At 47.9% G+C, this 24,704-nt stretch carries 24 protein-coding genes; 10 read left to right on the forward strand and 14 right to left on the reverse strand.

Annotated elements, in window-relative coordinates; translation table 11 throughout:
• Positions 1-47 precede the first annotated feature (47 nt).
• The 3 genes from BHV83_RS04565 to BHV83_RS04575 are packed head-to-tail and all read left to right on the forward strand — an operon-like array spanning position 48 to position 2,771.
• The gene (locus BHV83_RS04565; protein ID WP_122203612.1) at positions 48-788 is read left to right on the forward strand and encodes a (Fe-S)-binding protein; all 741 of its coding nucleotides are present in this window, start codon (positions 48-50) and stop codon (positions 786-788) included.
• Complete coding sequence (locus tag BHV83_RS04570) at positions 785-2,152, forward strand: lactate utilization protein B (protein ID WP_122205610.1); 1,368 nt, start codon at positions 785-787, stop codon at positions 2,150-2,152. The genes BHV83_RS04565 and BHV83_RS04570 overlap by 4 nt, the downstream gene beginning before the upstream one ends.
• Positions 2,153-2,192: 40 nt before the next feature.
• On the forward strand, positions 2,193-2,771 hold the full coding sequence (locus BHV83_RS04575; protein ID WP_005638596.1) for a LutC/YkgG family protein: 579 nt from the start codon (positions 2,193-2,195) through the stop codon (positions 2,769-2,771).
• 82 nt (positions 2,772-2,853) lie between these two features.
• On the opposite strand, the gene BHV83_RS04580 is transcribed toward BHV83_RS04575, so the two are convergent.
• The 14 genes from BHV83_RS04580 to BHV83_RS04645 all read right to left on the reverse strand — a co-directional run bounded on the left by BHV83_RS04580 (position 2,854) and on the right by BHV83_RS04645 (position 17,818).
• Complete coding sequence (locus BHV83_RS04580) at positions 2,854-3,105, reverse strand: GlsB/YeaQ/YmgE family stress response membrane protein (protein WP_039850049.1); 252 nt, start codon at positions 3,103-3,105, stop codon at positions 2,854-2,856.
• Positions 3,106-3,271: 166 nt separating this feature from the next.
• Entirely contained in the window at positions 3,272-3,811 is a 540-nt protein-coding gene (locus BHV83_RS04585; RefSeq protein WP_005638590.1) for a flavodoxin family protein, read from the reverse strand.
• Positions 3,812-3,955: 144 nt separating this feature from the next.
• Entirely contained in the window at positions 3,956-4,300 is a 345-nt protein-coding gene (locus BHV83_RS04590) for a TIGR04076 family protein (RefSeq protein ID WP_005638588.1), read from the reverse strand.
• 39 nt (positions 4,301-4,339) lie between these two features.
• Complete coding sequence (locus BHV83_RS04595) at positions 4,340-5,065, reverse strand: porin family protein (protein WP_005638586.1); 726 nt, start codon at positions 5,063-5,065, stop codon at positions 4,340-4,342.
• 2 nt (positions 5,066-5,067) lie between these two features.
• The gene (locus BHV83_RS04600; protein ID WP_005638584.1) at positions 5,068-5,634 is read right to left on the reverse strand and encodes a flavin reductase family protein; all 567 of its coding nucleotides are present in this window, start codon (positions 5,632-5,634) and stop codon (positions 5,068-5,070) included.
• A gap of 75 nt (positions 5,635-5,709) precedes the next feature.
• Complete coding sequence (gene pyrI / locus BHV83_RS04605) at positions 5,710-6,174, reverse strand: aspartate carbamoyltransferase regulatory subunit (RefSeq protein ID WP_005638582.1); 465 nt, start codon at positions 6,172-6,174, stop codon at positions 5,710-5,712.
• A gap of 56 nt (positions 6,175-6,230) precedes the next feature.
• Positions 6,231-7,151, reverse strand: a complete 921-nt coding sequence (gene pyrB / locus BHV83_RS04610) for an aspartate carbamoyltransferase (RefSeq protein WP_005638580.1) — start codon at positions 7,149-7,151, stop codon at positions 6,231-6,233.
• Between the two features lie 198 nt (positions 7,152-7,349).
• Complete coding sequence (locus BHV83_RS04615) at positions 7,350-8,711, reverse strand: efflux transporter outer membrane subunit (protein ID WP_122205609.1); 1,362 nt, start codon at positions 8,709-8,711, stop codon at positions 7,350-7,352.
• 3 nt (positions 8,712-8,714) lie between these two features.
• On the reverse strand, positions 8,715-11,909 hold the full coding sequence (locus BHV83_RS04620; RefSeq protein WP_022321592.1) for an efflux RND transporter permease subunit: 3,195 nt from the start codon (positions 11,907-11,909) through the stop codon (positions 8,715-8,717).
• A gap of 11 nt (positions 11,910-11,920) precedes the next feature.
• The gene (locus tag BHV83_RS04625) at positions 11,921-13,027 is read right to left on the reverse strand and encodes an efflux RND transporter periplasmic adaptor subunit (protein WP_039850068.1); all 1,107 of its coding nucleotides are present in this window, start codon (positions 13,025-13,027) and stop codon (positions 11,921-11,923) included.
• Between the two features lie 254 nt (positions 13,028-13,281).
• Positions 13,282-14,976, reverse strand: coding sequence for an alkaline phosphatase (locus tag BHV83_RS04630; RefSeq protein ID WP_122205608.1), 1,695 nt, complete (start codon positions 14,974-14,976; stop codon positions 13,282-13,284).
• A 48-nt stretch (positions 14,977-15,024) separates the two neighbouring features.
• Complete coding sequence (locus BHV83_RS04635) at positions 15,025-16,203, reverse strand: M24 family metallopeptidase (protein ID WP_005638327.1); 1,179 nt, start codon at positions 16,201-16,203, stop codon at positions 15,025-15,027.
• 86 nt (positions 16,204-16,289) lie between these two features.
• On the reverse strand, positions 16,290-17,078 hold the full coding sequence (locus tag BHV83_RS04640; protein WP_370686451.1) for a M48 family metallopeptidase: 789 nt from the start codon (positions 17,076-17,078) through the stop codon (positions 16,290-16,292).
• Positions 17,079-17,260: 182 nt separating this feature from the next.
• Positions 17,261-17,818, reverse strand: a complete 558-nt coding sequence (locus tag BHV83_RS04645; RefSeq protein ID WP_005638322.1) for a LemA family protein — start codon at positions 17,816-17,818, stop codon at positions 17,261-17,263.
• Positions 17,819-18,127: 309 nt separating this feature from the next.
• Between BHV83_RS04645 and BHV83_RS04650 the strand changes: the two genes are divergently transcribed.
• From BHV83_RS04650 to BHV83_RS04680, 7 genes are all read left to right on the forward strand, one after another.
• On the forward strand, positions 18,128-18,805 hold the full coding sequence (locus BHV83_RS04650; protein WP_286756527.1) for a DUF418 domain-containing protein: 678 nt from the start codon (positions 18,128-18,130) through the stop codon (positions 18,803-18,805).
• Positions 18,696-19,142, forward strand: a complete 447-nt coding sequence (locus BHV83_RS04655; protein WP_286756529.1) for a DUF418 domain-containing protein — start codon at positions 18,696-18,698, stop codon at positions 19,140-19,142. Before BHV83_RS04650 ends, BHV83_RS04655 begins: the two co-directional genes overlap by 110 nt.
• A 111-nt stretch (positions 19,143-19,253) precedes the next feature.
• A complete protein-coding gene (locus BHV83_RS04660) occupies positions 19,254-19,709 on the forward strand; it encodes a DUF6078 family protein (RefSeq protein ID WP_005638317.1) in 456 nt (151 codons plus the stop codon).
• Positions 19,710-19,920: 211 nt separating this feature from the next.
• Positions 19,921-21,033, forward strand: a complete 1,113-nt coding sequence (locus BHV83_RS04665; RefSeq protein WP_119216532.1) for an acyltransferase family protein — start codon at positions 19,921-19,923, stop codon at positions 21,031-21,033.
• A 101-nt stretch (positions 21,034-21,134) separates the two neighbouring features.
• On the forward strand, positions 21,135-22,265 hold the full coding sequence (locus BHV83_RS04670; RefSeq protein WP_119216531.1) for an acyltransferase family protein: 1,131 nt from the start codon (positions 21,135-21,137) through the stop codon (positions 22,263-22,265).
• Positions 22,266-22,341: 76 nt separating this feature from the next.
• Positions 22,342-23,559, forward strand: a complete 1,218-nt coding sequence (locus BHV83_RS04675; protein WP_005638314.1) for an L-serine ammonia-lyase — start codon at positions 22,342-22,344, stop codon at positions 23,557-23,559.
• Positions 23,560-24,558: a glycoside hydrolase family 43 protein gene (locus tag BHV83_RS04680; RefSeq protein WP_005648840.1), complete on the forward strand. Its 999-nt coding sequence runs from the start codon at positions 23,560-23,562 to the stop codon at positions 24,556-24,558.
• Positions 24,559-24,704: the final 146 nt, after the last annotated feature.

Genomic DNA, 24,704 nt, shown 5'->3' on the forward strand with positions numbered 1-24,704 from the left:
AGTAACAGAAATAATTATTACATTTGTGGTAATTAAAATAAACCAATATGAAGATAGGATTATTTATTCCCTGTTATATCAATGCGGTATATCCGGAAGTTGGTGTTGCTTCCTATAAATTATTGAAAAGTCTCGGGTTGGATGTGGATTATCCGTTAGACCAGACTTGTTGTGGCCAGCCAATGGCAAATGCCGGATTCGAGCATGAATCGGCAGGGTTGGCGCTGCGTATGGAAGAATTGTTCCGTTCGTACGATTATGTGGTTGGCCCTTCTGCCAGTTGTGTCGCTTTCGTGAAAGAGAATCATCCCGGTATTCTGGAAAAGGCAGGTCATGTGTGTATGAACAGCAAGAAGATTTATGATATCTGCGAGTTCCTGCACGATATTGTGAAGGTCAAGGAACTGAAAGCTGAATTTCCCCACAAGGTAAGCATTCACAATAGCTGTCACGGTGTGCGCGAGTTGCATCTTTCTTCTCCGAGTGAACGGAATATCCCGTATTTTTCTAAGTTGCGCGATCTCCTCTCTTTGGTGAAAGGCATTGAGATATTCGAACCGAAACGTATCGACGAGTGCTGTGGGTTCGGTGGCATGTTTGCGATTGAAGAACCTGAAGTCTCCGTTTGCATGGGACAAGATAAGGTGAAGGACCACATGAGCACAGGAGCCGAGTACATCACCGGTGCCGACAGTTCCTGCCTGATGCATATGGAAGGCGTGATCAAGCGTGACAACCTTCCGATCAAAACGATTCATATTGTTGAAATATTAGCCTCCGGATTATGAGCACGAAACATTCAAAAGCGGCTGCCCGCTTCATCGGGAACCGCAAGCAGGAAGCCTGGCACGACGAAACCCTCTGGATGGTCCGTGTCAAACGGGATAAAATGAGCCATTCGCTTCCCGAATGGGAACGCTTGCGTGAACTGGCTTGTGAGATCAAACTTTATTCGAACAGCCATTTGGATGTCCTTTTGGAAGAGTTCGAGAAGAACGCCACGACCAACGGAGCGATTGTCCATTGGGCGAAAGACGCGGCGGAACATAATGCGATCGTCGAGGAAATCCTGCAACAGCACAAGGCGCATACGCTGATAAAGAGCAAATCCATGTTGACAGAAGAGTGTGGCATGAACGATTACCTGTTCGGAAAAGGTTACGATATAATCGAGAGCGACCTCGGCGAACGTATCCTTCAATGGATGAAACTTCATCCCAGCCATATCGTGATGCCCGCTATCCATATCAAGCGGCAGGAGGTGGGCGAGATGATGGAGCGCGTGTTAGGTACGGAAAAAGGCAATTCCGACCCGACCTATCTGACGCATGCCGTCCGCAAAAATATGCGTGAGAAATTCCTGACAGCCGATGTTGCCATGACGGGAGCTAACTTTGCAGTTGCTTCGACCGGAGAGATAGTGGTCTGCACCAACGAGGGGAATGCAGATATGGGAACTTCTTTCCCGAATGTTCACATTGCGACGTTCGGAATGGAGAAGATCGTGCCGGATCGGGACTCGTTAGGTGTCTTCACCCGCCTGCTGGCACGCTCCGGCACGGGGCAGCCGATCACTTCCTACACTTCTCACTATTGTAAACCGAAAGAAGGAGGTGAGTTTCATATCATCATAGTCGATAACGGGCGGAGTGATATCCTGGCATGTCCCGATCATATCCGTACGCTGAACTGCATCCGTTGTGGCGAGTGTATGAATACTTGTCCGGTCTATCGCCGTAGCGGTGGTTATTCCTATACATATTTTATACCCGGCCCGATTGGGATCAATCTAGGGATGCTGAAAGATCCAGTGAAATATTCGGACAATGTTTCTGCCTGTTCGTTGTGCCTCTCTTGCTCGAATGTCTGCCCGGTCAAGATAGACCTAGGCCAACAGATCTATCGCTGGCGTCAGGACTTGGATAAGATAGGGAAAGCGAGTACGGAGAAAAAGATTATGTCCGGCGGCATGAAGTTCCTGATGGAACGTCCGAAACTGTTCAATACGGCTTTGAAGTTTGCCCCGGTAGTCAATAACATGCCTCGTTTTATGATTTACAACGCTTTGAATGCATGGGGGAAGGGCCGTGAACTGCCAGCTTTTGCCAAGCAGTCGTTCAATGAAATGTGGAAAAGTAACAAGATAAAATAATGTAGGGGTGAAGTATGCTTGCCCTTAAAATGATACGACAATGAGTAGCAAAAACGATATATTATCTGCTATCCGTCGTCACACCGGCAAACGTTACGATATGCCGGAACTGACGCTGGATGCCATCACTTACGAAGATAAAATCCTCCAGTTTACCGACTCTCTGAAAGCTGCTGGGGGGCAAGTCGTCCTGATGCAGCCTGGAGACGATATCAACGATATTATTCGTCACCATTTTCCTGATGCAATCCGTATCGCCTCCAATCTGTCCAGTATTACCTGTGCCACCTTTAATCCGGACGATCTCGACGATCCTCGTGAGTTGGACAATACAGACCTTGCCATCGTGGAAGGCCATTTTGGTGTAGCCGAGAACGGGGCTGTCTGGATTACCCGCCAGGTAAAGCATAAGGCATTGTATTTTATCTCCAACAGCCTGGTTATGCTGATAGACCGCAATTCGATCGTGAACAATATGCATGAAGCCTATAAACGGACGGAAAACATGACATACGATTTCGGTGCTTTTATCTCAGGCCCCTCTAAAACAGCTGATATAGAACAGGCTCTTGTATTGGGTGCACATGGCCCGGTCAAGGTATTGGTTGTGTTGAAATAGGATGTGTTCCCATAGAAAAAACAGGGTAACGCAGATCTTGCCAATTGGGTGGATTTGCGTTACCCTATATGTCCTGTTGTTATTAATCTACATTTCGTTTGTTAAACAACGAAGCGATCCATAACATCAGAATGGCTCCGACTGTCGCCGTAATCAGACTGCCGATAATACCGGAAGCTGCAATTCCGAGTAATCCGAATACCCAGCCGCCCAATACACCGCCGGCTATTCCCAAAATCAGATTGATTATTACTCCGAAGCCACCGCCCCGCATGATTTTACCGGCCAGAAAGCCGGCTGCTATACCTATGATAATGTACCATAAAAATCCCATAGCTTTTAAATTTTATGTTGTTATTGTATATATAACCGCTCATGGAGGCATGAAGTTTATTGCAGTAAAGGATTCCTTTTTCAAAACACCGGTGTTTTGAAAACGAAACATATATGTTTTGCATTCAAAACATATATGCTTTGAAAAGGGCTGTCATTGCAATCGCTTAAACCTGTTTTCCCATTTGATAGGCATCTTTCATGGCGGGATTTCCGTTGATCTCTCCTTTGTGCCAAACGCCTAATCCGAACACGGTTCCTTTTATTACGGGATCTTCCAGGCAGTCCAGGAATCCCTGGAAAGTGTCGATCGTGCGGAGCATTTTCTTACGGTCGTCTTCGGCTGCCGTTACGATGAAATAAAATTCCTTGCCATTCATCTCCGTGTATCTTCCACAGCAGCGGTCTATCAGGGTTTTCATTTGAGCGCTTATTGTGTAGAAATAGACTGGGGTAGCCATTACGATCACATCGGCATCCACCATTTTTTCGATGATTTCTGCCGCGTCGTCTTTTTGAGGGCATGGCTTCTGGTACAGACTGCATGTACTGCATCCCGTACAGTAATGGATTGTTTTGTCTCTCAGGAAAATCTTTTCCACTTCATGATTGCTTTCTGCCGCACCACGCATAAATTCGTCACAGAGTGTGTCTGAGTTGCCGCCTCGGCGGGGACTGGATGATAAGATCAATACTTTTTTTGCCATACTTGTATATTAGTTTAAATCGCTATTAAAAATGTTCCGGAGGAACAGATACAAAGTTACTGTGACAGGCTGGTTCGGATTGTATATGAATTACGGGGATAAGTACCATTTTTACAGGATAAGGGTATACATCCTGATTTTTGGTCAACGGACAGGCGTGTAGTCTATCTCGGACTCTTCGTCCGTCGCTTCGAGCTTGAATATGACAGGGCGTAATCCGTCATTGCAACTGCAGATGGCAACTCCCGGTTTTCTGATCCAGTCTCCATAATAGAATACTTCTTTTCCGGCACCATGTGACAACGCAAAAGCATATTGGTAAATCGCTTTCCAAGCCTCGTCACAAAAACCTTCCGGCTTGGCATAATCAGCATAAAAAACTTGTCCTTCTTTCAGCATGGGGCAGGCGGTCAGTCCTTCGGCGCCGTATTCGCGGGCCAGTTGTTCATCTAAAGTAGTTTTTAATACCGTAATCTTGACTTTTTTCATCTGATATGTTTTTTGATGGTTTAACAATGAAAATCTGAATCAGAACAGGAAACCGAGTGAGAAACTCATTATGTTTGTTCGTTTTTCAATGTTGAGAGTCCCTTTCTGGTTGGCCTCGGTACCTATCTCACGGAAATCGGAAGCTACCTCGTTCAAACCGAATTCATAACTGAAGTCAAGAAACAGACGCCAGATACTGACTCCCAGCCCGGCGGCTATGCTGATGCCGAAAGGGGTATTGTCGTCTTCAAACTCGCGGGGTCTGTCTGTCATATCTGTACTGTAGCGCGTTTTGTAGTTGTATTTGATATTGGGGCCGAACATCATGCTTAATGCGTACGGACCTTCTTTTACCAGATAATAACCGATCATCACCGGAACTTCGAGCGTGGCGGACTTATAAGTAATCCGGTTCTTGCCGATAGGCATTTGGGTGTTTGTCCCGTCAGGCAGGCTGTTTTCCGTCTGTGGTATGTTGAAACGTATGTCACCTTCCGTATATTGCCATGCCAAGCTGGGTTGAATATAGAAACGATCGATATTGACTCGTGCAAACACAGCTGCTTGGTAACCTACCTTATATTGCAGACGTATGTCTTCCATCTCCTGATTGTCTATCGTCAACGATTTGACAATCGGGAGCGCGGCATTGACTCCGACTTTTCCTCCCCAGTTGAATGTCTTGTCTTCGATCTTGATAAACTTCTGGGCGTTGGCCGAGAAACAGAATGGAAGTATCAGCAATATAAGGTAAATTTTCTTCATGACTATTTTTTCTTTCTGACCGACCAGCCGAATTTACCGACAAAGTCGCCCAATCCGTAATATTTGCCATGTGAATAAGCCAGCAGGTCAGCACGCTGCATATCGAAAGCTCCCGTTTCCGGGTCCAGATATTTGTCGTCGGCCTGCACGTTTACCACATCGGCGATAAACATGTCATGGCTGCCTAATGCCATTACTTCTTTTACCCGGCATTCGATGCAGAGCGGGCATTCTTCGATGATTGGAGCATTTACGACTGAGGCTTTTCCTGGCGTCAGTTTCATCTCTTCGAACTTAGTATGATCTTTGCCGGAATTGACACCACACCAGTCTGTTGCGTATGCTAAAGAGCGGGTTGTCAGGTTAATCACAAATTCCATGTTCTTTTTCAAGATCGGGTAGGAGTGACGTTCCGGACGGACGGAGATATAACACATCGGTGGGTTAGTACATATCGTACCCACCCACGCGACAGTGATAATATTGTATTCTGAAGGCTCAGAGCCGCAACTAACCATTACTGCTGGCAGCGGATAGATCATCGTGCCGGGCTTCCAGTCGTGTTTCATGACAATTGGTAATTGACAATGGGCAATTAAAAGACTGCGACAAATAATTGTCGATTGTCCATTGTCGATTGTTAATTATTTAACGATGATGTCTTCTTTATTAATCTTGCGTTCGCAATAATGGCATCTGATTGTACCCTTTTCTTTGTCGATTACATCGAAACGAGTCGGCATTGGTTCATTATTGGTAATGCATTTCGGATTGTTGCATTTTACGAGCCCTACCAGTTCGTCTGGTAAGGTAACGGTCTTTTTCTCCACCACTTCGTAATCGCGGATAATGTTCAGGATCACGTTTGGGGCGATCAGGGCGATGCGGTTGATCTCTTCGTCACAGAAGAACTTGTCGGAGATTTTGATCATGCCTTTACTGCCCATTTTATTGCTGTGGAAATTGTTGCCGATCGTAATCGTATTGTCCATGTTTTCCAGCCCCAGTAATTTGGCTACTTTAAACAACTGGCTGGGGGGAATATGATCAATGGCAGTACCGTTCTCTAAAGCGGCGACCTGCAATTCTTTTTTCTTTTCTGCTGACATAACTTTTGATAATTGAAAATTGATAATTGAAAGTTGAAAATCAGGAAACGGGATTCTTAATCTTCAACGGAAATGCCCAACACTTCGCAGATGATGGCTTGACGGGCGAACAGTCCGTTGCGTGCCTGCTGGATATAATAGGCTTTCGGATTATCGTCCACATCATAAGCGATTTCGTTCACGCGAGGCAGCGGATGCAGGATGCGCAAGTTCTCGCGACTGTTTTTCAGCATGTCATTCTTCAGTATATACACATTCTTTACACGTTCGTATTCTTCGAGGTCGGTGAAACGTTCGCGTTGTACACGAGTCATGTACAGAATATCCGTCTGGTTGATGATGTCTTCCGTAAATTCGGTATATTCGTTGTATTTGATGCCATGTTTGTCGCAGAAGTTCTTCTGTTCATCTGGCATGCGAAGTTCGTTTGGTGCGATAAAGTTGAATGTCGGGTTGAAATGAGACATACCTACTATCAGTGAGTGTACGGTACGTCCGTATTTCAGGTCGCCTACCATTGTGATGTTGAGATCGGTCAGCTTGCCTTGTGTCTTTTGAATGGAATAGAGGTCCAGCATTGTCTGGGAGGGATGCTGGTTTGCTCCGTCACCGGCATTGATGATAGGCACGTCCGTAACCTCCGATGCATAACGGGCGGCGCCTTCCAAATGGTGGCGCATAATGATAAGATCGACGTAGTTGCTTACCATCAGAATGGTATCTTTCAGTGTTTCGCCTTTGGAGGAACTAGTCGTGGAAGCGTCGGAGAAACCGATCACACGGCCGCCCAACCGGTTCACCGCAGTTTCGAAACTCAGACGTGTGCGGGTGGAGGGTTCGAAGAACAAGGTCGCTGCAACTTTGCCTTCCAGCACCTTACGGTTCGGATTTGCTTCAAACTTCCTGGCGTTATCCAGAATACGAAGAATGTCCTCTTTGGAGCATTGATCGATAGAAACTAAACTTTTACTTTTCATTGTTGTGTATATTCTGTCTTATGCCCACAAAAGTATAAAAAAATGAATAGACAATGTCATGGCTCCGCTTATTTTTCATTTGATAAAAAAGGACCTGTTTCGTTGAAGTTTGGATACTTTTTCTGAAACAGGTCCTATGGAATAGGTAAAAGGTCCGGTTTAGAAGGTTTTTGGCTTTTATGGATAAAAAATGTTTTCTTATTCTCTACCGCCGCCTAAAGCTTGATAAAGGTTGATCACGCTTTGTATCTCGGTGAACCGGTTAGCTGTTTGTGACAGCTGTGCACTCAACAAGGACTGGCGGGCGGTCAGCACTTCCAGATAGGTCGTCGTACCATGTTCCATCAGCAACGAGGTGCTTTCCAATGCTTTTTCCAAGGATTGGATTTGCTTTTCGAACAAAAGGGTCTTGGCCTTGCTTGTCTGGCAGGCGACTAAAGCGTCGTTGACTTCGCTGCCGGCATTCAGCAAGGCTTGCTGGAAAGACAGGCTTGCTTCTTCCTGCTGTGCTTTGGCGATGCGGTATTGGGCCATGATCTGTCCTTTATTGAACAACGGTTGTGTGAGTGAGCCGACTGCCGAAGCCAGGAATTTGCCTGGATTGACGATCATACTCCCTGCCGAGTTGGTCCATCCGGCACTTCCACTCAGTACGATGGAAGGATAGAAAGCGGCACGAGCCAGGTTGGTCGCGTAAAATGCTTGTTCCAGCGAACGTTCGGCAGCACGTACATCGGGACGGTTCGATAACATTTGCATCGGTACGCCGACTGCTACGTCTTCCGGGAGCCGCTGGTCGGCCAGCTTTCCACGTTCGTAGCGGCGCGGTGTCTCAGCGAGCAATAGGGCGAGACTATTTTCGACTTGGTTGATCTGCTCTTTCAAGTCAAGAATGGAAGTCTGTACGCTGTAGTAAGCCGCTTCCATTTGGGAAGTGGCCGCCTCGTTGGCTAATCCGGCATCCATCAATGCACGGGTAGAAGCCACCGTCTCTTTCCAGGCTTCTTCTGTCTGTTGCGAAATGGCTAACTGTTCATCTAACATCAACAATGTATAGTATACGTTGGCGATCCCGGCGATCAACTGGGTACGCACAGCCTGCTGGTAGTCCTTGCTTTGGGCATACAGTGCTTTGGCCTGTTGCTTGGCATTGCGCAGACGTCCGAAGATGTCCAGTTCCCAACTGGCTGTGACTGGCAGCGTGTATGTCTTTGTCGCTTTCCCACCGTCGAAACTGCTGATCGTTCCTTGCGGGGAAAGTGCGAACGAAGGAAGGAAAGCAAGTTTTGCCGACATTAACGCCGCTTCCGCTTCCTCGATCTGCAATTGGGCGGACCGGAGATCGGTGTTGTTTTGTAACCCTTGTTCGATAAGAGCCTGTAACTGCGGGTCCGTAAAAAGTTCCCGCCAGTTCACATTACCGAAGTTGGTCGTATCATCGACAGCCACCTCTTCTCCGTACAGGTTGTCCGGAGTCGTCTCGGCCGGTTGATATTTGGTGTATATGCCGCAACTGCTCAACAGGGCGGTTGCGGTTGTTAATACGATTATTTTCTTCATACCTTATTTATTTTCATTGTTTAAACCGTCACGTTCGGTTTGGCTCTTTTGCTTTTCCAACGCAACTTGCATATCGGTTTCAACTTCCATCGGCGGACGGATTTTTTCTTGCATGTATTCGAAAATGATGTAGAATACCGGCACGACGAACAGTAATGCCAATGTCCCGACTGCCATACCGCCGACAACACCTGTTCCTAATGAACTGTTACCGTTGGCTCCGGCTCCGGATGCGAACATAAGCGGAAGCATACCGAAGATCATCGTAAGTACGGTCATCAAAATCGGACGTAAACGGGCTTGTGCGGCCGAATAAGCCGATTCGACGATCCCCATCCCTTTACGACGGCGTTCGATGGCGAACTCAGTAATCAAAATCGCCGTCTTGGCCAAAAGTCCGATCAACATGATTACACCGGTCTGCAAGTAGATGTTATTTTCCAATCCAAACAGTTTGGCAAACAGGAATGAACCCATCAAACCGAACGGAACAGACAGGATAACGGCCCAGGGCACAAGAAAACTTTCGTACAGACAAGCCAGAATCAAGTAGATAAGCAAGATACAGACCGCATAGATAAAGAGTGTCTGCGAGCCTCCCGTATTGGCCTCTTCACGTGCCATACCGCCATACTCGTACCCGTATCCTGTCGGCAGCATTTGGGCAGCCACTTCCTCGATGGCCTGTTGTACTTCACCCGTGGAATATCCCGGTGCCGGGTTCACATTGACCGTGATACAGCTAAAGAGGTTGAAACGATTGGATACTTCAGGTCCGAGTACCCGTTTCAGGGTTACGAACTGGCTGAGCGGAGCCATTTCCGTCCCGTTGCGGACGAACATGTTGTTCAGGGCTTGTTCGTCAAGACGATATTCAGGTGAGGCTTGTGACATCACACGGTATACTTTCCCGAATTGGTTGTAGTTGGAAACGTATGCACCACCACAATAGCTACCCAATACGTCGAGAACCGTCGAAGGTGAAATGCCTGCTCGTTTACATTTGGCTGCATCCACATCGACCGATATCTGCGGGAAGTTCATTGCATAAGAAGTATAAGCCATTGCAACTTCTGGGCGCTGGTTTAAAGCTCCGATATACTGCATGGCGTTGCCGTAGAAAGTGCTCATATCTCCACCTGTACGGTCCTGCAAGTTCAACTCGATAGAGTTACCCAGACCGTAGCCCGGAATCATACCCGGCTGGAAGCAGAATATCTGCGCTTCTTTGATTTGGGCGAATTGTGCGTTTAGGCGGGCTACTACTGCGTCAGAAACATGTTCGGCCCCTTTTCTTTCATCCCAGTTTTTCAAACGGATGATTGCCATACCGTAGGAAGTACCTTGACCAGCCAGGAAGCCGTAGCCAGCTACGCGGGCGTAGTGTTCTACTTCGGGCGTGTTCTTCAGGATATTCTCTACTTTGTCCAGCACCTTGCCCGTTTCTTCCAATGTGCTACCCGGAGCAATGGCCACGTTTGCCATGATGGTCCCTTGGTCTTCTTGCGGGACAAGACCTGTTTTGGTATTGCTGATAAGCCATCCCAGCAGAATAATGGATGCGATCGTTCCGGCCCATACCATCCAGCGGTGGTGAATAAAGAACATGACGCCTTTTTTGTATTTGCCCAACACGGCATTGAAAGAGGCATTGTAGGCTGCACGTACACGTCCGTTGAAACTTTTGGCACTCTTGTTTCCATCGCTCGGGCGCATCATCATAGCACACAAGGCGGGGCAGAGCGTCAATGCACAGATCATGGAAAGACCTACGGAGGTTGCCATCGTCACACCGAATTGTGTGTAGAAAATACCAGAAGTACCGCCCATGAAAGTTACCGGTATGAACACGGCCATGAACACACAGGTACAAGAGATAACGGCCATCGTCACGTCACCCATCGCATCTTTCGTTGCTTGATAGGACGAGGTGTAACCCGCATCGAATTTCGCCTGTACGGCTTCTACCACTACGATCGCGTCATCCACTACCGTACCGATGGCAAGCACCAGGGCAAACAGGGTCAGAATGTTGATCGTGAATCCGGCTGCGGTCAGACAGGCGAATGTACCGATCAACGAAACGATGATTGAAATAGACGGGATCAAGGTACTCTTGAAGTCTTGCAGGAAGAAATACACCACGAGGATTACGAGGATGATCGCCACGATCAGTGTTTCGACTACATTATAAATAGAAGCAAATAAGAAGTCGTTGGAGCTCATCATCGTGATGAATTCCATACCTGTAGGCAATTCTTCTTTCATCTTTTCCAATTCGGCGGCAATACGTTCGTTGACTTCCGTAGCATTGGAACCGGCTACCTGGTAAATCATGAATGTCACGGCTGGTTTGCCGTCCATTTGGCTGTCGAAACCGTAACTCAATGTTCCCAACTCAACCTTAGCGACATCTTTCAGGCGTAAGACAGAACCGTCTTCCTGAGCACGGACGACGATATTCTGGAATTCTTCTACGCTCTTCAAGCGTCCACGATATTTCATCGTATATTGGAAAACGTTTTTCGAGTTTTCACCCAGCGAACCGGTCGGAGCCTCGATATTCTGTTCTCCTAATACAGCAGTCACATCCGATGGAACCAAGCCGTATTGGGCCATTCGTTCGGGGTTCAGCCAGATACGCATACTATAGGTATCACCCAACTCCATTACGTCACCTACGCCTTCGATACGTTTGATACGTGGGATGACGTTGATGTCGAGGTAGTTTCCGAGAAAGGTCTTGTCAAATCGTCCGTCAGTGCTGACAAGTGCGTCGATCTGCAGGAAGCTGGTCTGTCGTTTTTGAGTGCTGACACCGATACGGGTTACTTCAGCAGGCAATAAACCCTGTGCCTTCGTTACACGATTCTGTACGTTGACGGCTGCCATATCGGGGTTTGTCCCTTGTTTGAAATATACCTCGATCGTTGCCGAACCGGCATTGGTTGCTGTTGAAGTCATGTACATCATGTTTTCCACACCATTGATGCTTTCTTCCAGTGGCATGATAACACTGTTCATCACCGCATTGGCATCCGCTCCGGTATAGGTTGCCGATACGTGGACCGTAGGCGGCGCAATGTCAGGATATTGCTCGACCGGCAAGGTAAAGAGCGAAATTAGTCCGATCGCCAAAATAAGAATGGAGATGGAGATGGCCATAACAGGCCGTTTGATAAATATATTTCCTTTCATACTTCGATCCTTTATTTAACTTGCGTTCCTTCGCGTACTAACCCGGCTCCTTCGGATACGATTTCTTCGCCAACCTTCAATCCGTCAAGTACGATATATTCGCGACCGTCGTTGATTTCAGCTACAGTAATCAATGTGGAAACAGCTTTCCCATCCACCACTTTATAGACAAGCGTCTTGTCCTGCAAACGGACTGTTGCACCTTGAGGAATTACGATACAGTCTTTATAAGTTTGCGGTATGAGCACATTGCCGGAGGCTCCGCTATGAAGCAGGCGGGATTCGTTGGGGAATACGGCACGTACGCCGACTGTCCCGGTCTTCCGATCGATCACTCCGCTAATCGATTCGATCTTTCCTTTTTGTTCGTAAATAGACTGGTCATTCAGTTTCAACGACACTTCCGGCATGTTTTTCAACGCTTCGTCCATGCTTTTGTACTGGCGGCTCATAGCCAGTAATTGATTTTCGGTCATGGAGAAGTAAACATACATGTTCGAATTGTCGGAAACAGTTGTCAACGGTTGGGGAATACTGGCGCTGACCAATGCTCCGGCACGGTAAGGCAACATACCGACAACTCCGTCGGACGGACTTTTGACTTCCGTATAAGACAGGTTGTTGCGGGCGTTCACTTCTTGTGCTTCCGCCTGCGCCAGTTGTGCTTTGGCCGTCAGATAGCTGTTTTCGCTTGTTTTCAGGTTGAAAGCGGAAACGACTTTTTTCGCAAATAATTCTTTAGTACTGTTGTAGTTCAGTTCGGCTGTAGCTAAAGCTGCTTTTGCCACTTCCACATTTGCCTGGGCTGTCTTTAAAGCAGCTTTGTAAGGAACTTGGTCTATAACAAAAAGTAATTGTCCTTTCCGTACGACCTCTCCTTCGGTTACACAAAGCCTTTCGATCGTTCCCGATACTTGCGGATAAATGTCTATATCCTGGCGACCGCGGATCGTGGCCGAATAAGGGGTTGTCAGCTCTTTGTTTGCCGTAGAAACTTTCATCGTCGCGTAAGATGCTTTCATCTGTGCATCCGGTGCATGTTTGCAGGATGCCATCCACATAGTCGTACAGCCGATAACTGCCATCAGCCGTATCCATTTTGCATTTGCTCTTGTCATATTCGTTTTATTCATTAAAAATGACGCAAATGTACCTTAAAAAGAGCGGTTTTATTTGTCTGAATGTCTATATAAATCTTCCATATTTATACAGTATAGATATTTTAAGAAAAGAATGATTGAAAAAAAACAAATAACTATAACTTATTGCCGTGTATTATGTAAATAGGGCGTTTGGAGGAGGAAGACAGGTTTATGGGGAAGATAAATTTCACGAGAGAGGGGTGGTGTGCACACCACCCTCTTCTCTATTTTTATTGCAGATATTCTGCCAGTTTGGTCGGCAAGTAGAATGTATTGTTTTTGTCAACGTATACGATTACCGAATTCAGGCGGATTTCTTCCCGGCCTTTCTTTCCGATCGTCACGATGTTGCTGAACGGCGTGATGTTGATCTGCTTCCTTTTGTTTTTTACGACCAGTGAAGGAGAACCTTTCTCGTCTTTAGCCGGAACGATTTCACATTTGAAATCTTTGAATACTTCCGTGTGAGGAGCGAAGTTTCCGGCTGTCAGTTCTTCCAGCGTGTCGTGTGTCATGCCGAACAGGGCACAGAGATAATGATTCAGTTCGATATTCGTGTGCATACCGAGAGGTAAGCTTGTACGGTCGGGATGGTAAGCTGCAAGGAACACCTCTTCGCCTGTGTGGCCGCCAGTTGTGAAACCGAAACAGGTTCTGGAGGTAAGCAGCTTGGACATGAAAGTCGTCAGCGAACTGCTGTATAAAGAGCCTTTGCCTTCGATCGAGCGTTCATTTTCCGGGATCGGGCTGTTTTTGTAATTCTTGCAATGGTTCAAGGCATCCAGTTCTTCAGGTGTCAGTTCGAAGCCGGCATATTCCCGGAAGACGTTTTGCACTTCGGAATTCGGTACACTGTTCACTTTCTTGGCAAAGCCTTCGGCTGTCAATTTATACAAAGAAAGCTGATGAAACAACTGGTCCTTGCTCAGTTTATCGTAACCTTTACAGTCGGCACGGCCGATACTGATACCGCTGTTACCATGATCGGGAACGATCACTACGGCAGTCTCGCCATTCTGACGGGCAAATTCGAGGGCAGCACCGCAAGCACGGTCGAAAGCCAACATATCCGTGGCCATGCCGACCGGATCGTTCGCGTGGGCAGCCCAGTCGACCTTGCTGCCTTCCACCATTAGGAAGAAACCGTTCGGGTTTTGGGATAACTTTTCGATTGCCTTGCGTGTCATCTCTTCCAAGGATGGCTGTTGGCTCGGATCTCGGTCGATGTCGTAAGCCATTTCCCGATCTCCGAACAAAGCCCACATATTGTTGCCTTTGTAATTACGCATACCGTCGATGTCATTCTTGAAAATACCGTATCCGTTACCTTTCAGGTAGGCTTCGCTCTCTTCGGGAAGCAGGCTGGCGCCGCCACCGATCACGACGTTCAGGTCGTTGTGAGCCATCTGCGGAGCGATCCATTCATATTTGCCACGGTTGTAGCTGTGGGCGGAGCAGTCGGCCGGTGTTGCATGCGGGAATTCGCAGGTGAAAACCAGTCCCGTTGATTTGCCCTGTTTTATTTTGGCAGCTTCCAGGACGGTTGTCAGCGGTTGGAAAGCGCGTGCCGGATCGGTCGGGTAGATATCGTTGTCACCGTCGTTCTCCGGGTAGGTGGAAACGTAGCCTGTACGGCTGGGTTGTCCTGTCATGTAGCAGGAAGTCGTAGGAGCCGAGTCGCCGATCGGGGCATTCGAAGAATGCGTGCGGACTGTTCCGCAGAGATACGGGTCGATGTTCAATTTCGGTTTGTCGGGGTTGGTATACCATTGCAGCCAACGCGCCATAGAGACTGTAGCCAGTGATGTCCCGTCCGGGATTAGAAGAATGACATTCTTCACCGGCTTTACGTTTTCTACATCTTGTGCCTTTACCGGCATGAAGATGACAGACAGTAACAGGAGAAGTGAGATTGTTTTTTTCATTATGATTTATGATTTATGATTTATGATTTATGATTTATGATTTATGATTTATTTGTCTAATTGTATGATATCTTCTGTGAAGTGCGTGATCTTCTCCAGTCCGGTTTCCGTAACCAGGAAACTATTTTCGATGCCGACGGCGCCGATACCCGGTATCACATATTTCGGTTCGAGTGCAAATACCATGTTCGGTTCCAGCATGTCTTTCGAGCGGGGCGTAAGTACCGGCAGCTCGTTTATCTGGATGCCGATGCCGTGCCCTACGAATTTGGCTTGTTGCTTGGTCCCCATGAAGTATGCGCCAAGTCTCTGGCTTTCGGTGATTTTGGCGGCTATCTCGTAGAGTTCGGCACAAGGTGTGCCCGGCCGGGCGATATTCTCGATCTCGCTTTCGATAAGGAGGGCTGTCTGATGTGCCCGGTAAGCAAGCTCGGTCAGGTGGCCGACGGAGAACACACGTGTCATATCCGTCATATAAGCCGTATAATTTCCTGCCATGTCTACCATGATGGCTGTCCCTTCTTTCAGAGGCGTTCCGTTTGCACCTAACGGGCAGGAAGCGTCGATACCACTACCACCTAAGGCAAAGTCGAAAGGCGAGGGGACTTCGGCGTTTTCTCCCGCCAGGATACTTCCCATAAAGATATCCATATTAGCTCCGAAGGCGCGGAACAGTCCGATGGAACCGTTCTTGCGCATCCGTTTTTCTATTTCATACTGGAATTCGAGATCAGTCATTCCGGGGCGGAAACATTCGGGAATTTCGGCATATGTCTTGGCGTGGCGTTCGGCCGAGATGCGGAACATTTCGATCTCGTACGGTGTCTTTATCCGGCGCAGTTCACGCATCATTGCGGTTGCGTTTCCGGTCTCTTTCGGATTGAAGATCTTTTGCAGACGTATATAGTCGTTGTATGTCAGTTCGTCGGCTTCGAGCAGAAGCTTTTCCGGCATTTCCAGTCCGTAGAACGCGAAGAGCTCGGCCATCTGTTCCGGTTTGCGAATGTATTCGACATGATCGCCTGCCAGTCCGTTCGGCCGTTTCACGAAGAACCACGGAGCACCTTCCGCAGGAAGATAGAAATAGCCGCTATAGATACGTCCGGTTGTGTAATACAGATTTACATCCACGGTAAGCAGGCATCCGTCGGCATTTATCTTCCGCATCGCCTGTTGTATGCGATCCCATTTCAGCTTAAGATCGCCGGTCAATTCTTTTTGTATCATTTCCAACACTTATTTTTATCCGGCATCAAAGATATTAAATTAATGCCGGGATTGGAATGATTAGGGATATTAAATCTTGATTAAATTTAGAATTGTTCGAGTACTTGTATCCGCTTTTCAATGGGTGGATGAGTGGCGAAAAGTCCGCTTAAACCGTTCAGTGCGCTTTTGGCCTGTTGGCCCGGATGCTGGATGAAAAGCTGGGCTACGTCTTCTCGTTTGACGGCTTCGATGTCGGGATCGGCCGAGATTTTCCGTAGTGCGCTGGCGAGGGCGAGCGGATTCTTGGTCATCTCGGCAGCCCCGGCGTCGGCCAGGTATTCCCGTTTGCGCGAGATGGCGAAACGCATCAGCATGGAGAAGAAATAACCGATGGCTGCAACAACCATGACTAAGACGATGATGATCGCAGTGTTGTTTTTCTCGTCTCTCCTGCGGCTCATCGACGAGTAGTAGACGGAACGCATGGCCATCTGTGCGAGCATGGCAAAGATGCCGACAAAGACAATCGATACGATCATCAGGCGCACGTCTTTGTTGCGGATATGCGACAGCTCGTGTGCAATGACCGCTTCCAGTTCTTGGTCGTTCAACTTGTCGATGATCCCCCGTGAGAGGCTGACGGTGTAAGTCCTTTCGTTGATGCCGCTTGCAAAAGCGTTCAGAGAATCGTCGTTGATGATATTGATCTTGGGCATTTTCATTCCCTGGCTCATACATAGGTTTTCCACTAAGTTGTATACCCTTTTGTTTTCCATTCTCGACAAAGGTTCGGAGCCGGTTGCCGAGTTGATGATGCTTGTATTGGCAAAATAGGCGATGATGAACCATATGAGTACACCTCCCAATACGTATGGCGCCAAATGGATGAACATCCCGGTGGAATATCCGAGCAGTTCGGCCCCCGTCAGGCCGTCGTCGTTCATTGCCAACAGGTGGAGCAGGTAGCAGAACGCAAAAAGCAATCCCATTACCAGGCAGGGAAACAAGCAAAGCAGGAGCAGGGACCGGAAATTGTTCCTGCTCTGTTGGGTTTGTATACCGACGTATTGCATCCTTAGAACTTGATTTTAGGTGCTTCTTCGAGTGTCGCGCGTTGTTCGCCCAGGTCGAACATCACTTCCTTCTTGAAACCGAACATACCGGCGATCAGGTTGGACGGGAATGTCTCGACTGCGTTGTTCAACTCTTTCGTGGCCGAATTGAAATAACGGCGCACGGCAGCCAGTTTGTTTTCCAGGTCGGAAATTTCTTCCTGCAACTGCAAGAAGTTCTGGTTGGCTTTCAGATCGGGATAGGCCTCGAGCGTGATCTTCAATCCGGCAAGAGCGGAAGTCAGGACGTTTTCGGCCATGATCTTGTCGTCGATCGTTTTGGCGCTGATCGCTCCGTTACGGGCGTTAATGACGCGTTCCAGGGTCTCTTTCTCGTGTGAGGCATAGCCTTTGACCGTTTCGACCAACTGTGGGATAAGGTCATGGCGTTGTTTGAGCTGTACGTCGATGTCGGCAAATGCGTTCTCGCGGTTGTTGCGCAATTTCACTAACGAATTATACAAAGAAACGATCCAGATTGCCAGGATCACGATCACTGCTATTAAAATGATTACTGTCATTGTCTTTATTTTTTTAGGTTACGGCTGCAAACATACGAATTAATTTACAATCTTGTTTCTCTTGAATCCTAAAACAGGTCACTATGTGATTCATTCCGAACCAAGAGCCGTTCTACAGTAAAAAATATCCACAAAACCGTAATTTGTATTCCTTCTGTTCGAGTGATGCCCTGTAATTTTGTTCCCGGAAGAAAACGAATAAAAATCAAATCTGAAATTTGAAAATATGGAAACAACAAAAACAGTGCTTGCTCCCGGAGAGCGTATTACAGTGATCGATGCCTTGCGTGGCTTTTCTCTTATCGGCATTTGCCTGATTCATTCTATGCAACATTTTGGAGCTATGGGGACGATGACGTCGGGAAATTCTTCATTATCTTCTCTTGCCTGTTCGGTTTAAGTTTCTTTATCCAGATGGATCGGGCGGCGAAGAAAGGACTTGACTTCCGTCCACGTTTTTTGTGGAGGCTGGTTCTTTTGTTGGCGATCGATTATTTACACGGCTTGATTGTCCGGGTGGATATTTTGCTGATATATGCGATACTGGGGTTTGTTTTGGTGTTGATGTATAAATGGCCGACCAAGCTGTTGGCAGGGATTACGCTGTTTCTTTTCTTAGGGGGGGCGACACTTGTCCCGGTAGCTTATAAAAGCCTGACGGCTCCGGCGGTCGAGCAGGTGGAACGTGTTGCCGAAAGGCCTGCTTCCCGTCCGGCAGGTCCTCGGAAAGTCCCGACCTTGTCTGAAACGATCGAGAGTAACGCTTGGGACGGGATCGTCGGAAAAATGCGCTTCCAGGTGTCGAGCGGGCGTATTTACTTGACCTTGGGACTTTTCACGTATGGACGAGTTTCGTGGCCGGCTGAACCGCTGGGCCTTGCTTGCCCTCGCAGGATTGGGACTGCTCTATGTGGCGCGTTCTTATCTTCCGCCTGTGGCTTGGGGAGAGGTCTCTTTTTATTCGTGGATGAGTTCGACGACGACTAATCTGATTAACCTGTTGACTGCTTATCTATGGGTAATTGTGGTGATGGAGGGATACCGTTTGCAGAAGGTGCAGCGGGCGATGGCACCGTTAGTCAGTTACGGGCGTATGGGCCTGACGAATTATATCGCGCAGTCCGTGATCGGTGTCTTTATTTTTTCCGGTTTCGGGTTGGATTGGAGCCATCTGGGTGTTTTCTTGAGCGTATTGGTTTGTCTTGCTTATACGGGTGTTCAGATAGTGTTCAGCCATTATTGGCTGAAGAAGTTCCGTTATGGACCGATGGAGTGGTTGTGGAGAACCGGAACTTATATGAAATGGCAGCCGTTGGCACGGTGAACTCCCTCATCTCGCCTATAGTCATTGTTGTTGTGATCATTTTTTGAGTGTAAATGTTTGCTTTCCGCCGGATCTGTGAGTACCTTTGTCTAATATCAATACATTAATACCATGTTAGACAAATTAGATTATTCTTTGGTTCCGAACGACTTTGCACTTTGTTTTAACGGGAAATGCCTACATGCTTCCACCTGTCTGCGTCATCAGGTGTCGCGGCATATCCCGAAAGAACGTTGGGCGGTGAGAGCGATCAACCCGGAACGTGTTGTCCCCGATGGCGATTGTTCCGGGTTTATGGACGACAGCCCGTTGAAAAATGCCTATGGCATGGAGCACCTGTTGGACAATATCCCTTATCGTCAGGCTAAAGAAATACGGCGGGAGATGAGAGAATATTTCGGGACGACTCATTTTTACCGTTTGAAACGTAAGGAGCGTTGTTTTACTCCCGAAGACCAGTTATACGTACGCGATTTGCTCCGTCAATACAATATCGAAGAGGAACCCCTCTTCGACCGGTATGAAGAAAATTTCGGTTGGGAACGTTGTTCTGATACCATTGCATGAAAGAGAAATTTCCATCGCATGAAAATAAATTTTCCATAGTGGGGAAATAAATTTTCATGTGATGGAAAATTTATTTTCACTGTTGGGGAAAGAATGAAAATTTTTAGGGTATCTGAAGAAACGAGGTTTCTTGTATAAATTGCTTGTGTTGAAAAAAGACCTATCTTTGCAAACTTGATCGACAAAGTAAACTTAAAAAGATATTGTATATATGGAAAAACAAAAACAGTCCCGGCGACTGCTGTCGCTGGATGCCCTGAGGGGGTTTGATATGTTCTTTATTATGGGAGGGGCTTCTCTTTTCGTTGCGTTGGCAACGTTGTTTCCGAATTCTTTTTTTCAGGCGATAGGTGGACAGATGGATCATGTGGAGTGGGACGGGTTGACACACCACGACACGATTTTTCCGCTGTTTCTGTTCATTGCCGGCATCTCGTTTCCGTTCTCGTTGGAAAAGCAGCGCGAACAGGGGAAGAGCGAGTCGGATATCTATAAAAGGATTGTCCGCAGAGGAATTACGCTGGTGTTGCTGGGATGTGTCTATAACGGATTGCTACAGTTTGACTTTGCGAACCTTCGTTGCGCCAGCGTCTTGGCGCGTATTGGGTTGGGATGGATGTTTGCCGCCTTGCTGTTCGTGCATTTCCGGACTTCAGTCAGGGCGTGGATAGCCGGGACGATCTTGGTCGGCTATTGGGTTTGGATAGCTTTTATCCCTGTGCCGGGTGCGGAGGTCGGACCATTCACGCTGGAAGGCAACTGGGTCGGCTATGTGGATCGTTTGTTGTTGCCGGGGCGTTTGCATCAAGGATTTTTTGACCCGGAAGGGTTGTTGTCCACGTTACCGGGGATTGTGACGGCTATGTTGGGAATGTTTACGGGCGAGTTTATCAAGTTGCGTAAAGAGGGATTGACGGACAAGCGGAAGGTGGCAGGCTTGGTGTTGGCCGGTGTGCTGTTACTGTTGGTGGGGGTGTTGTGGAGTTTGGTGTTCCCGATCAACAAAAAGCTGTGGAGCAGTTCGTTTGTCTGCGTTGTCGGAGCCTATTCGGTTTGGATGTTCGCCCTGTTTTATTACATTGTCGATGTGTTGGGATGGCGGAAATGGACTTTCTTCTTCCAGGTGATCGGGGTTAATTCGATTACGATCTATTTGGCGCAAAAATTCATCGATTTCTCTTATACATCCCAAGGCCTGTTTGGCGGACTTGTCGGATGGATGCCGGAAGCCGCGCAGCCTTTAGCCGGTTCGATCGGCTACATTGCCGTTTGCTGGGGATTCCTGTACTTCCTGTACCGTCAACGAATTTTCCTGAAAGTGTGAAGAAATTTGTGATTTCAGATTTATGACCAGAAAACATAACATTAAACATAAATCTGAAATCTTTTTTTATACAAATCATAAATCATAAATCATAAATCATCATGAAACCATCTTATCAACGCCTGGAGTCGCTCGACGTGTTACGTGGCTTCGATTTGTTTTGCCTGGTGGCGCTGGAAGGGGTTCTGCATCCTCTCGGACGTGCGATAGATGCGCCTTGGTATAACGATTTTTTGTGGTGCTTCTCGCATGTGCAGTGGGAGGGGTTCTCTTCGTGGGACTTGGTGATGCCGCTCTTCATGTTTATGGCGGGCGTGTCGATGCCGTTCGCCCTTTCCCGATATAAAGTGATGCCGGATAAATGGGCGGTCTACCGTCGTATCGTCAAGCGGGTGGCCTTGCTCTGGATCTTCGGTATGATGTGCCAGGGAAATCTTTTAGGATTGGACCCGGACCGGATTTATCTTTATTCGAACACATTGCAGGCAATTGCGATGGGCTATCTGATTTCGGCAATGCTGTTCCTGCATGTGCGTCTGTCCGTGCAAATCGGGACGGCGGTCGCCTTGTTGTTAGCCTATTGGGGAGCCATGCAATTTATTACGATCGATGGTTATGGAGGTGGCAACTACACGCCGGACGGTAACCTGGCGGAATGGGTGGACCGTACGGTCCTGGGACGATTCCGCGATGCTGCTGTTGTGGAGAACGGACAGATCGTATTTGCCGAATCTTATCGTTATACCTGGATATTAAGCAGCCTGAACTTTGGCGTGACGGTGCTGACCGGAGTTTTTGCCGGGCATATCTTGAAGAGCGGAATGGACCGGAAGCACAAATGGCAATGGCTGTTAGGAATCGGTGTGATAATGGTTGCGCTGGGCTGGCTGTGGGGCTTGCAGTTGCCGGTGATCAAGAAGATATGGACGAGCTCGATGGTGTTGGTCAGCAGTGGCTATTGTTTCCTGTTGATGGGCTTGTTCTATTATTGGATCGATTATAAGGGACACCGGAAGAACCTGACTTGGTTGAAAGTCTACGGCATGAATTCGATCGTGGCCTATATGCTGGCTAACGTGATTAGTTTCAGATGTATAGGAACTTCTCTTTTTCATGGCCTCGAACAATATACAGGAAATTATTATCCGGCTTTGATTGCAGCGTCGAACGCATTGATTATTTATGTAATTTTGTGGCTGCTTTATAAGCGGAATATATTTTTGAAAGTGTGAAAAGATTTATAATTTATCATCAATGCATAAACTATAAATCATAAATTACAAATGATAACTCATAAATCTCAAAACAATGGAATCGATCAAGCAAATATACAGGATCGGTCACGGGCCGTCCAGTAGCCACACAATGGGGCCGATGCGTGCTGCCCGGATGTTCCTGGAACGTAATCGGGGAGCCGTACGTTTTAATGTTACGCTCTATGGGAGCCTGGCGGCTACAGGAAAAGGCCACATGACGGATGCGGCAATTCTCGAAGTGTTGAGCCCGGTGGCCAAGACCAATATCACTTGGGAACCGAAGGTGTTCCTGCCTTTTCATCCGAACGGCATCCTCTTCCAGTCGTTTGACGAAAGCGGAGAGGAACTGGATAACTGGACGATTTACAGTATCGGGGGAGGGACGTTGGCAAACGAAACCTACAACGAGTTGACGCAGGGCCAGGTTTACGAAATGCATACTATCAAGGATATACAGGCCTGGTGTGAAAAAACCGGCCATTCCTACTGGGAATATGTCGAACAGTGCGAAGGTCCGCAGATATGGGACTATCTGGCCGAAGTATGGGAAGTGATGCAACAAGCAGTCCGTAACGGCCTCGAAGCCGAAGGCATCTTGCCCGGCGGTCTGGGAATCCGGCGTAAGGCATCCGACTATATGATCCGTGCCAAAGGTTACGGCAGCAGTATCAAAAGCCGTGGGATGGTCTATGCGTATGCTCTGGCCGTTTCCGAGGAGAACGCTTGCGGAGGCAAGATCGTGACGGCCCCGACCTGCGGTTCGTGTGGTGTCATGCCGGCTGTGCTTTACCATCTGAAAGAGTCCCGCGACTTCCGTGACTCCCGTATCTTGCGTGCGTTGGCGACAGCCGGGTTGTTCGGTAATGTGGTCCGTACGAATGCATCCGTTTCCGGGGCCGAGGTAGGATGCCAGGGAGAGGTCGGTGTGGCTTGTGCGATGGCAGCTGCTGCGGCCAGCCAGTTGTTCGGGGGGACGCCTGCACAGATCGAGTATGCGGCCGAGATGGGGCTGGAGCATCACTTGGGACTGACTTGCGACCCGGTTTGCGGGTTGGTACAGATTCCTTGTATCGAACGCAATGCCTTTGCGGCAGCCCGTGCGCTGGATGCGAATACCTTCTCCAATTTCTCCGATGGCAAGCACCGGGTAAGTTTCGACCAGGTGGTGGAAGTGATGCGTCAGACCGGAAACGACCTGCCGAGTCTCTATAAGGAAACATCCGAAGGAGGGCTGGCTAAGAATATGGAACAGAAAAAATCTAACTCATAAATGAAAAAAAGTTTATATGTGCTATTGTGTGCTGCCGCATTAGTTTCGTGCGGACAGCCGAAACAGCAACAGAAGGCTGTTGCTGATGTCGTGACCAGTGGTAATCCGATATTCGAGGGCTGGTATGCCGATCCGGAAGGGATCATTTATGGTGATACCTATTGGGTTTTCCCGACCTGGAGCGATGCGTATGAGAAGCAGACTTATTTCGACTGTTTTTCATCCAAGGATTTGGTGAACTGGACGAAACATTCATCTGTGCTCGATACCTCCGCCGTGAAATGGGCGAAGAAAGCCATGTGGGCGCCGTCTATCATCCATAAGGATGGCAAATATTATTTTTTCTTCGGGGCCAACGACGTGCATGAAGGTGAAGTAGGAGGAATCGGGGTTGCCGTCAGCGACCGCCCGGAAGGTCCGTATAAGGACCTGTTAGGCAAACCGCTTATCAACGAGATCGTAAACGGGGCACAGCCGATCGACCAGTTCGTTTTCCGTGACGATGATGGCCGCTACTATATGTATTACGGCGGTTGGGGACATTGTAATGTCGTTCGCCTGAACGACGATTTCACCGGGTTGGTTCCTTTTGAAGACGGGACGGTCTACAAGGAAGTGACACCGGATAAATATGTGGAAGGTCCGTTCATGTTCAAGAAGAACGGTAAGTACTATTTTATGTGGAGCGAAGGGGGCTGGACAGGTCCCGATTATTGTGTCGCTTATGCGATTGCCGATTCGCCTTTCGGACCTTTCAATCGTATCGCCACGATTCTCCAGCAGGATTCGACAATCGCGCGAGGAGCCGGGCATCATTCCGTATTGCATGTTCCGAATACTGAAGATTATTATATCGTCTACCATCGCCGCCCGCTGAACGACAATACTCGCGACCACCGTGTGACTTGTATCGACCGGATGACTTTCGATGAGAACGGATTTATAAATCCTGTTAAAATGACTTTCGAAGGTGTTCCCGCCCGTACAATAGATAAGTAAGATTTGGTTTATCTCTAAAAGATATTAAAACAGGAGTGTAGCTGTTGGAGGGCACTGAAAAAGGTATCCTCTTAAGATTTAATCCCAATCTTTAAAAAGACGAAAGCAGATTGTATTAGCCTTTATATCGGTTTTGCAATCTGCTT

The sequence above is a fragment of the Parabacteroides sp. merdae-related_45_40 genome (assembly GCF_001915675.1).

Coding starts and splice junctions, on each gene's coding strand:
- BHV83_RS04565 (WP_122203612.1), top strand. CDS start 48: ATGAAGATAGGATTATTTATTCCCTGTTATATCAATGCGGTATATCCG.
- BHV83_RS04570 (WP_122205610.1), top strand. CDS start 785: ATGAGCACGAAACATTCAAAAGCGGCTGCCCGCTTCATCGGGAACCGC.
- BHV83_RS04575 (WP_005638596.1), top strand. CDS start 2,193: ATGAGTAGCAAAAACGATATATTATCTGCTATCCGTCGTCACACCGGC.
- BHV83_RS04580 (WP_039850049.1), bottom strand. CDS start 3,105: ATGGGATTTTTATGGTACATTATCATAGGTATAGCAGCCGGCTTTCTG.
- BHV83_RS04585 (WP_005638590.1), bottom strand. CDS start 3,811: ATGGCAAAAAAAGTATTGATCTTATCATCCAGTCCCCGCCGAGGCGGC.
- BHV83_RS04590 (WP_005638588.1), bottom strand. CDS start 4,300: ATGAAAAAAGTCAAGATTACGGTATTAAAAACTACTTTAGATGAACAA.
- BHV83_RS04595 (WP_005638586.1), bottom strand. CDS start 5,065: ATGAAGAAAATTTACCTTATATTGCTGATACTTCCATTCTGTTTCTCG.
- BHV83_RS04600 (WP_005638584.1), bottom strand. CDS start 5,634: ATGAAACACGACTGGAAGCCCGGCACGATGATCTATCCGCTGCCAGCA.
- pyrI (WP_005638582.1), bottom strand. CDS start 6,174: ATGTCAGCAGAAAAGAAAAAAGAATTGCAGGTCGCCGCTTTAGAGAAC.
- pyrB (WP_005638580.1), bottom strand. CDS start 7,151: ATGAAAAGTAAAAGTTTAGTTTCTATCGATCAATGCTCCAAAGAGGAC.
- BHV83_RS04615 (WP_122205609.1), bottom strand. CDS start 8,711: ATGAAGAAAATAATCGTATTAACAACCGCAACCGCCCTGTTGAGCAGT.
- BHV83_RS04620 (WP_022321592.1), bottom strand. CDS start 11,909: ATGAAAGGAAATATATTTATCAAACGGCCTGTTATGGCCATCTCCATC.
- BHV83_RS04625 (WP_039850068.1), bottom strand. CDS start 13,027: ATGACAAGAGCAAATGCAAAATGGATACGGCTGATGGCAGTTATCGGC.
- BHV83_RS04630 (WP_122205608.1), bottom strand. CDS start 14,976: ATGAAAAAAACAATCTCACTTCTCCTGTTACTGTCTGTCATCTTCATG.
- BHV83_RS04635 (WP_005638327.1), bottom strand. CDS start 16,203: ATGATACAAAAAGAATTGACCGGCGATCTTAAGCTGAAATGGGATCGC.
- BHV83_RS04640 (WP_370686451.1), bottom strand. CDS start 17,078: ATGTTCATCCATTTGGCGCCATACGTATTGGGAGGTGTACTCATATGG.
- BHV83_RS04645 (WP_005638322.1), bottom strand. CDS start 17,818: ATGACAGTAATCATTTTAATAGCAGTGATCGTGATCCTGGCAATCTGG.
- BHV83_RS04660 (WP_005638317.1), top strand. CDS start 19,254: ATGTTAGACAAATTAGATTATTCTTTGGTTCCGAACGACTTTGCACTT.
- BHV83_RS04665 (WP_119216532.1), top strand. CDS start 19,921: ATGGAAAAACAAAAACAGTCCCGGCGACTGCTGTCGCTGGATGCCCTG.
- BHV83_RS04670 (WP_119216531.1), top strand. CDS start 21,135: ATGAAACCATCTTATCAACGCCTGGAGTCGCTCGACGTGTTACGTGGC.
- BHV83_RS04675 (WP_005638314.1), top strand. CDS start 22,342: ATGGAATCGATCAAGCAAATATACAGGATCGGTCACGGGCCGTCCAGT.
- BHV83_RS04680 (WP_005648840.1), top strand. CDS start 23,560: ATGAAAAAAAGTTTATATGTGCTATTGTGTGCTGCCGCATTAGTTTCG.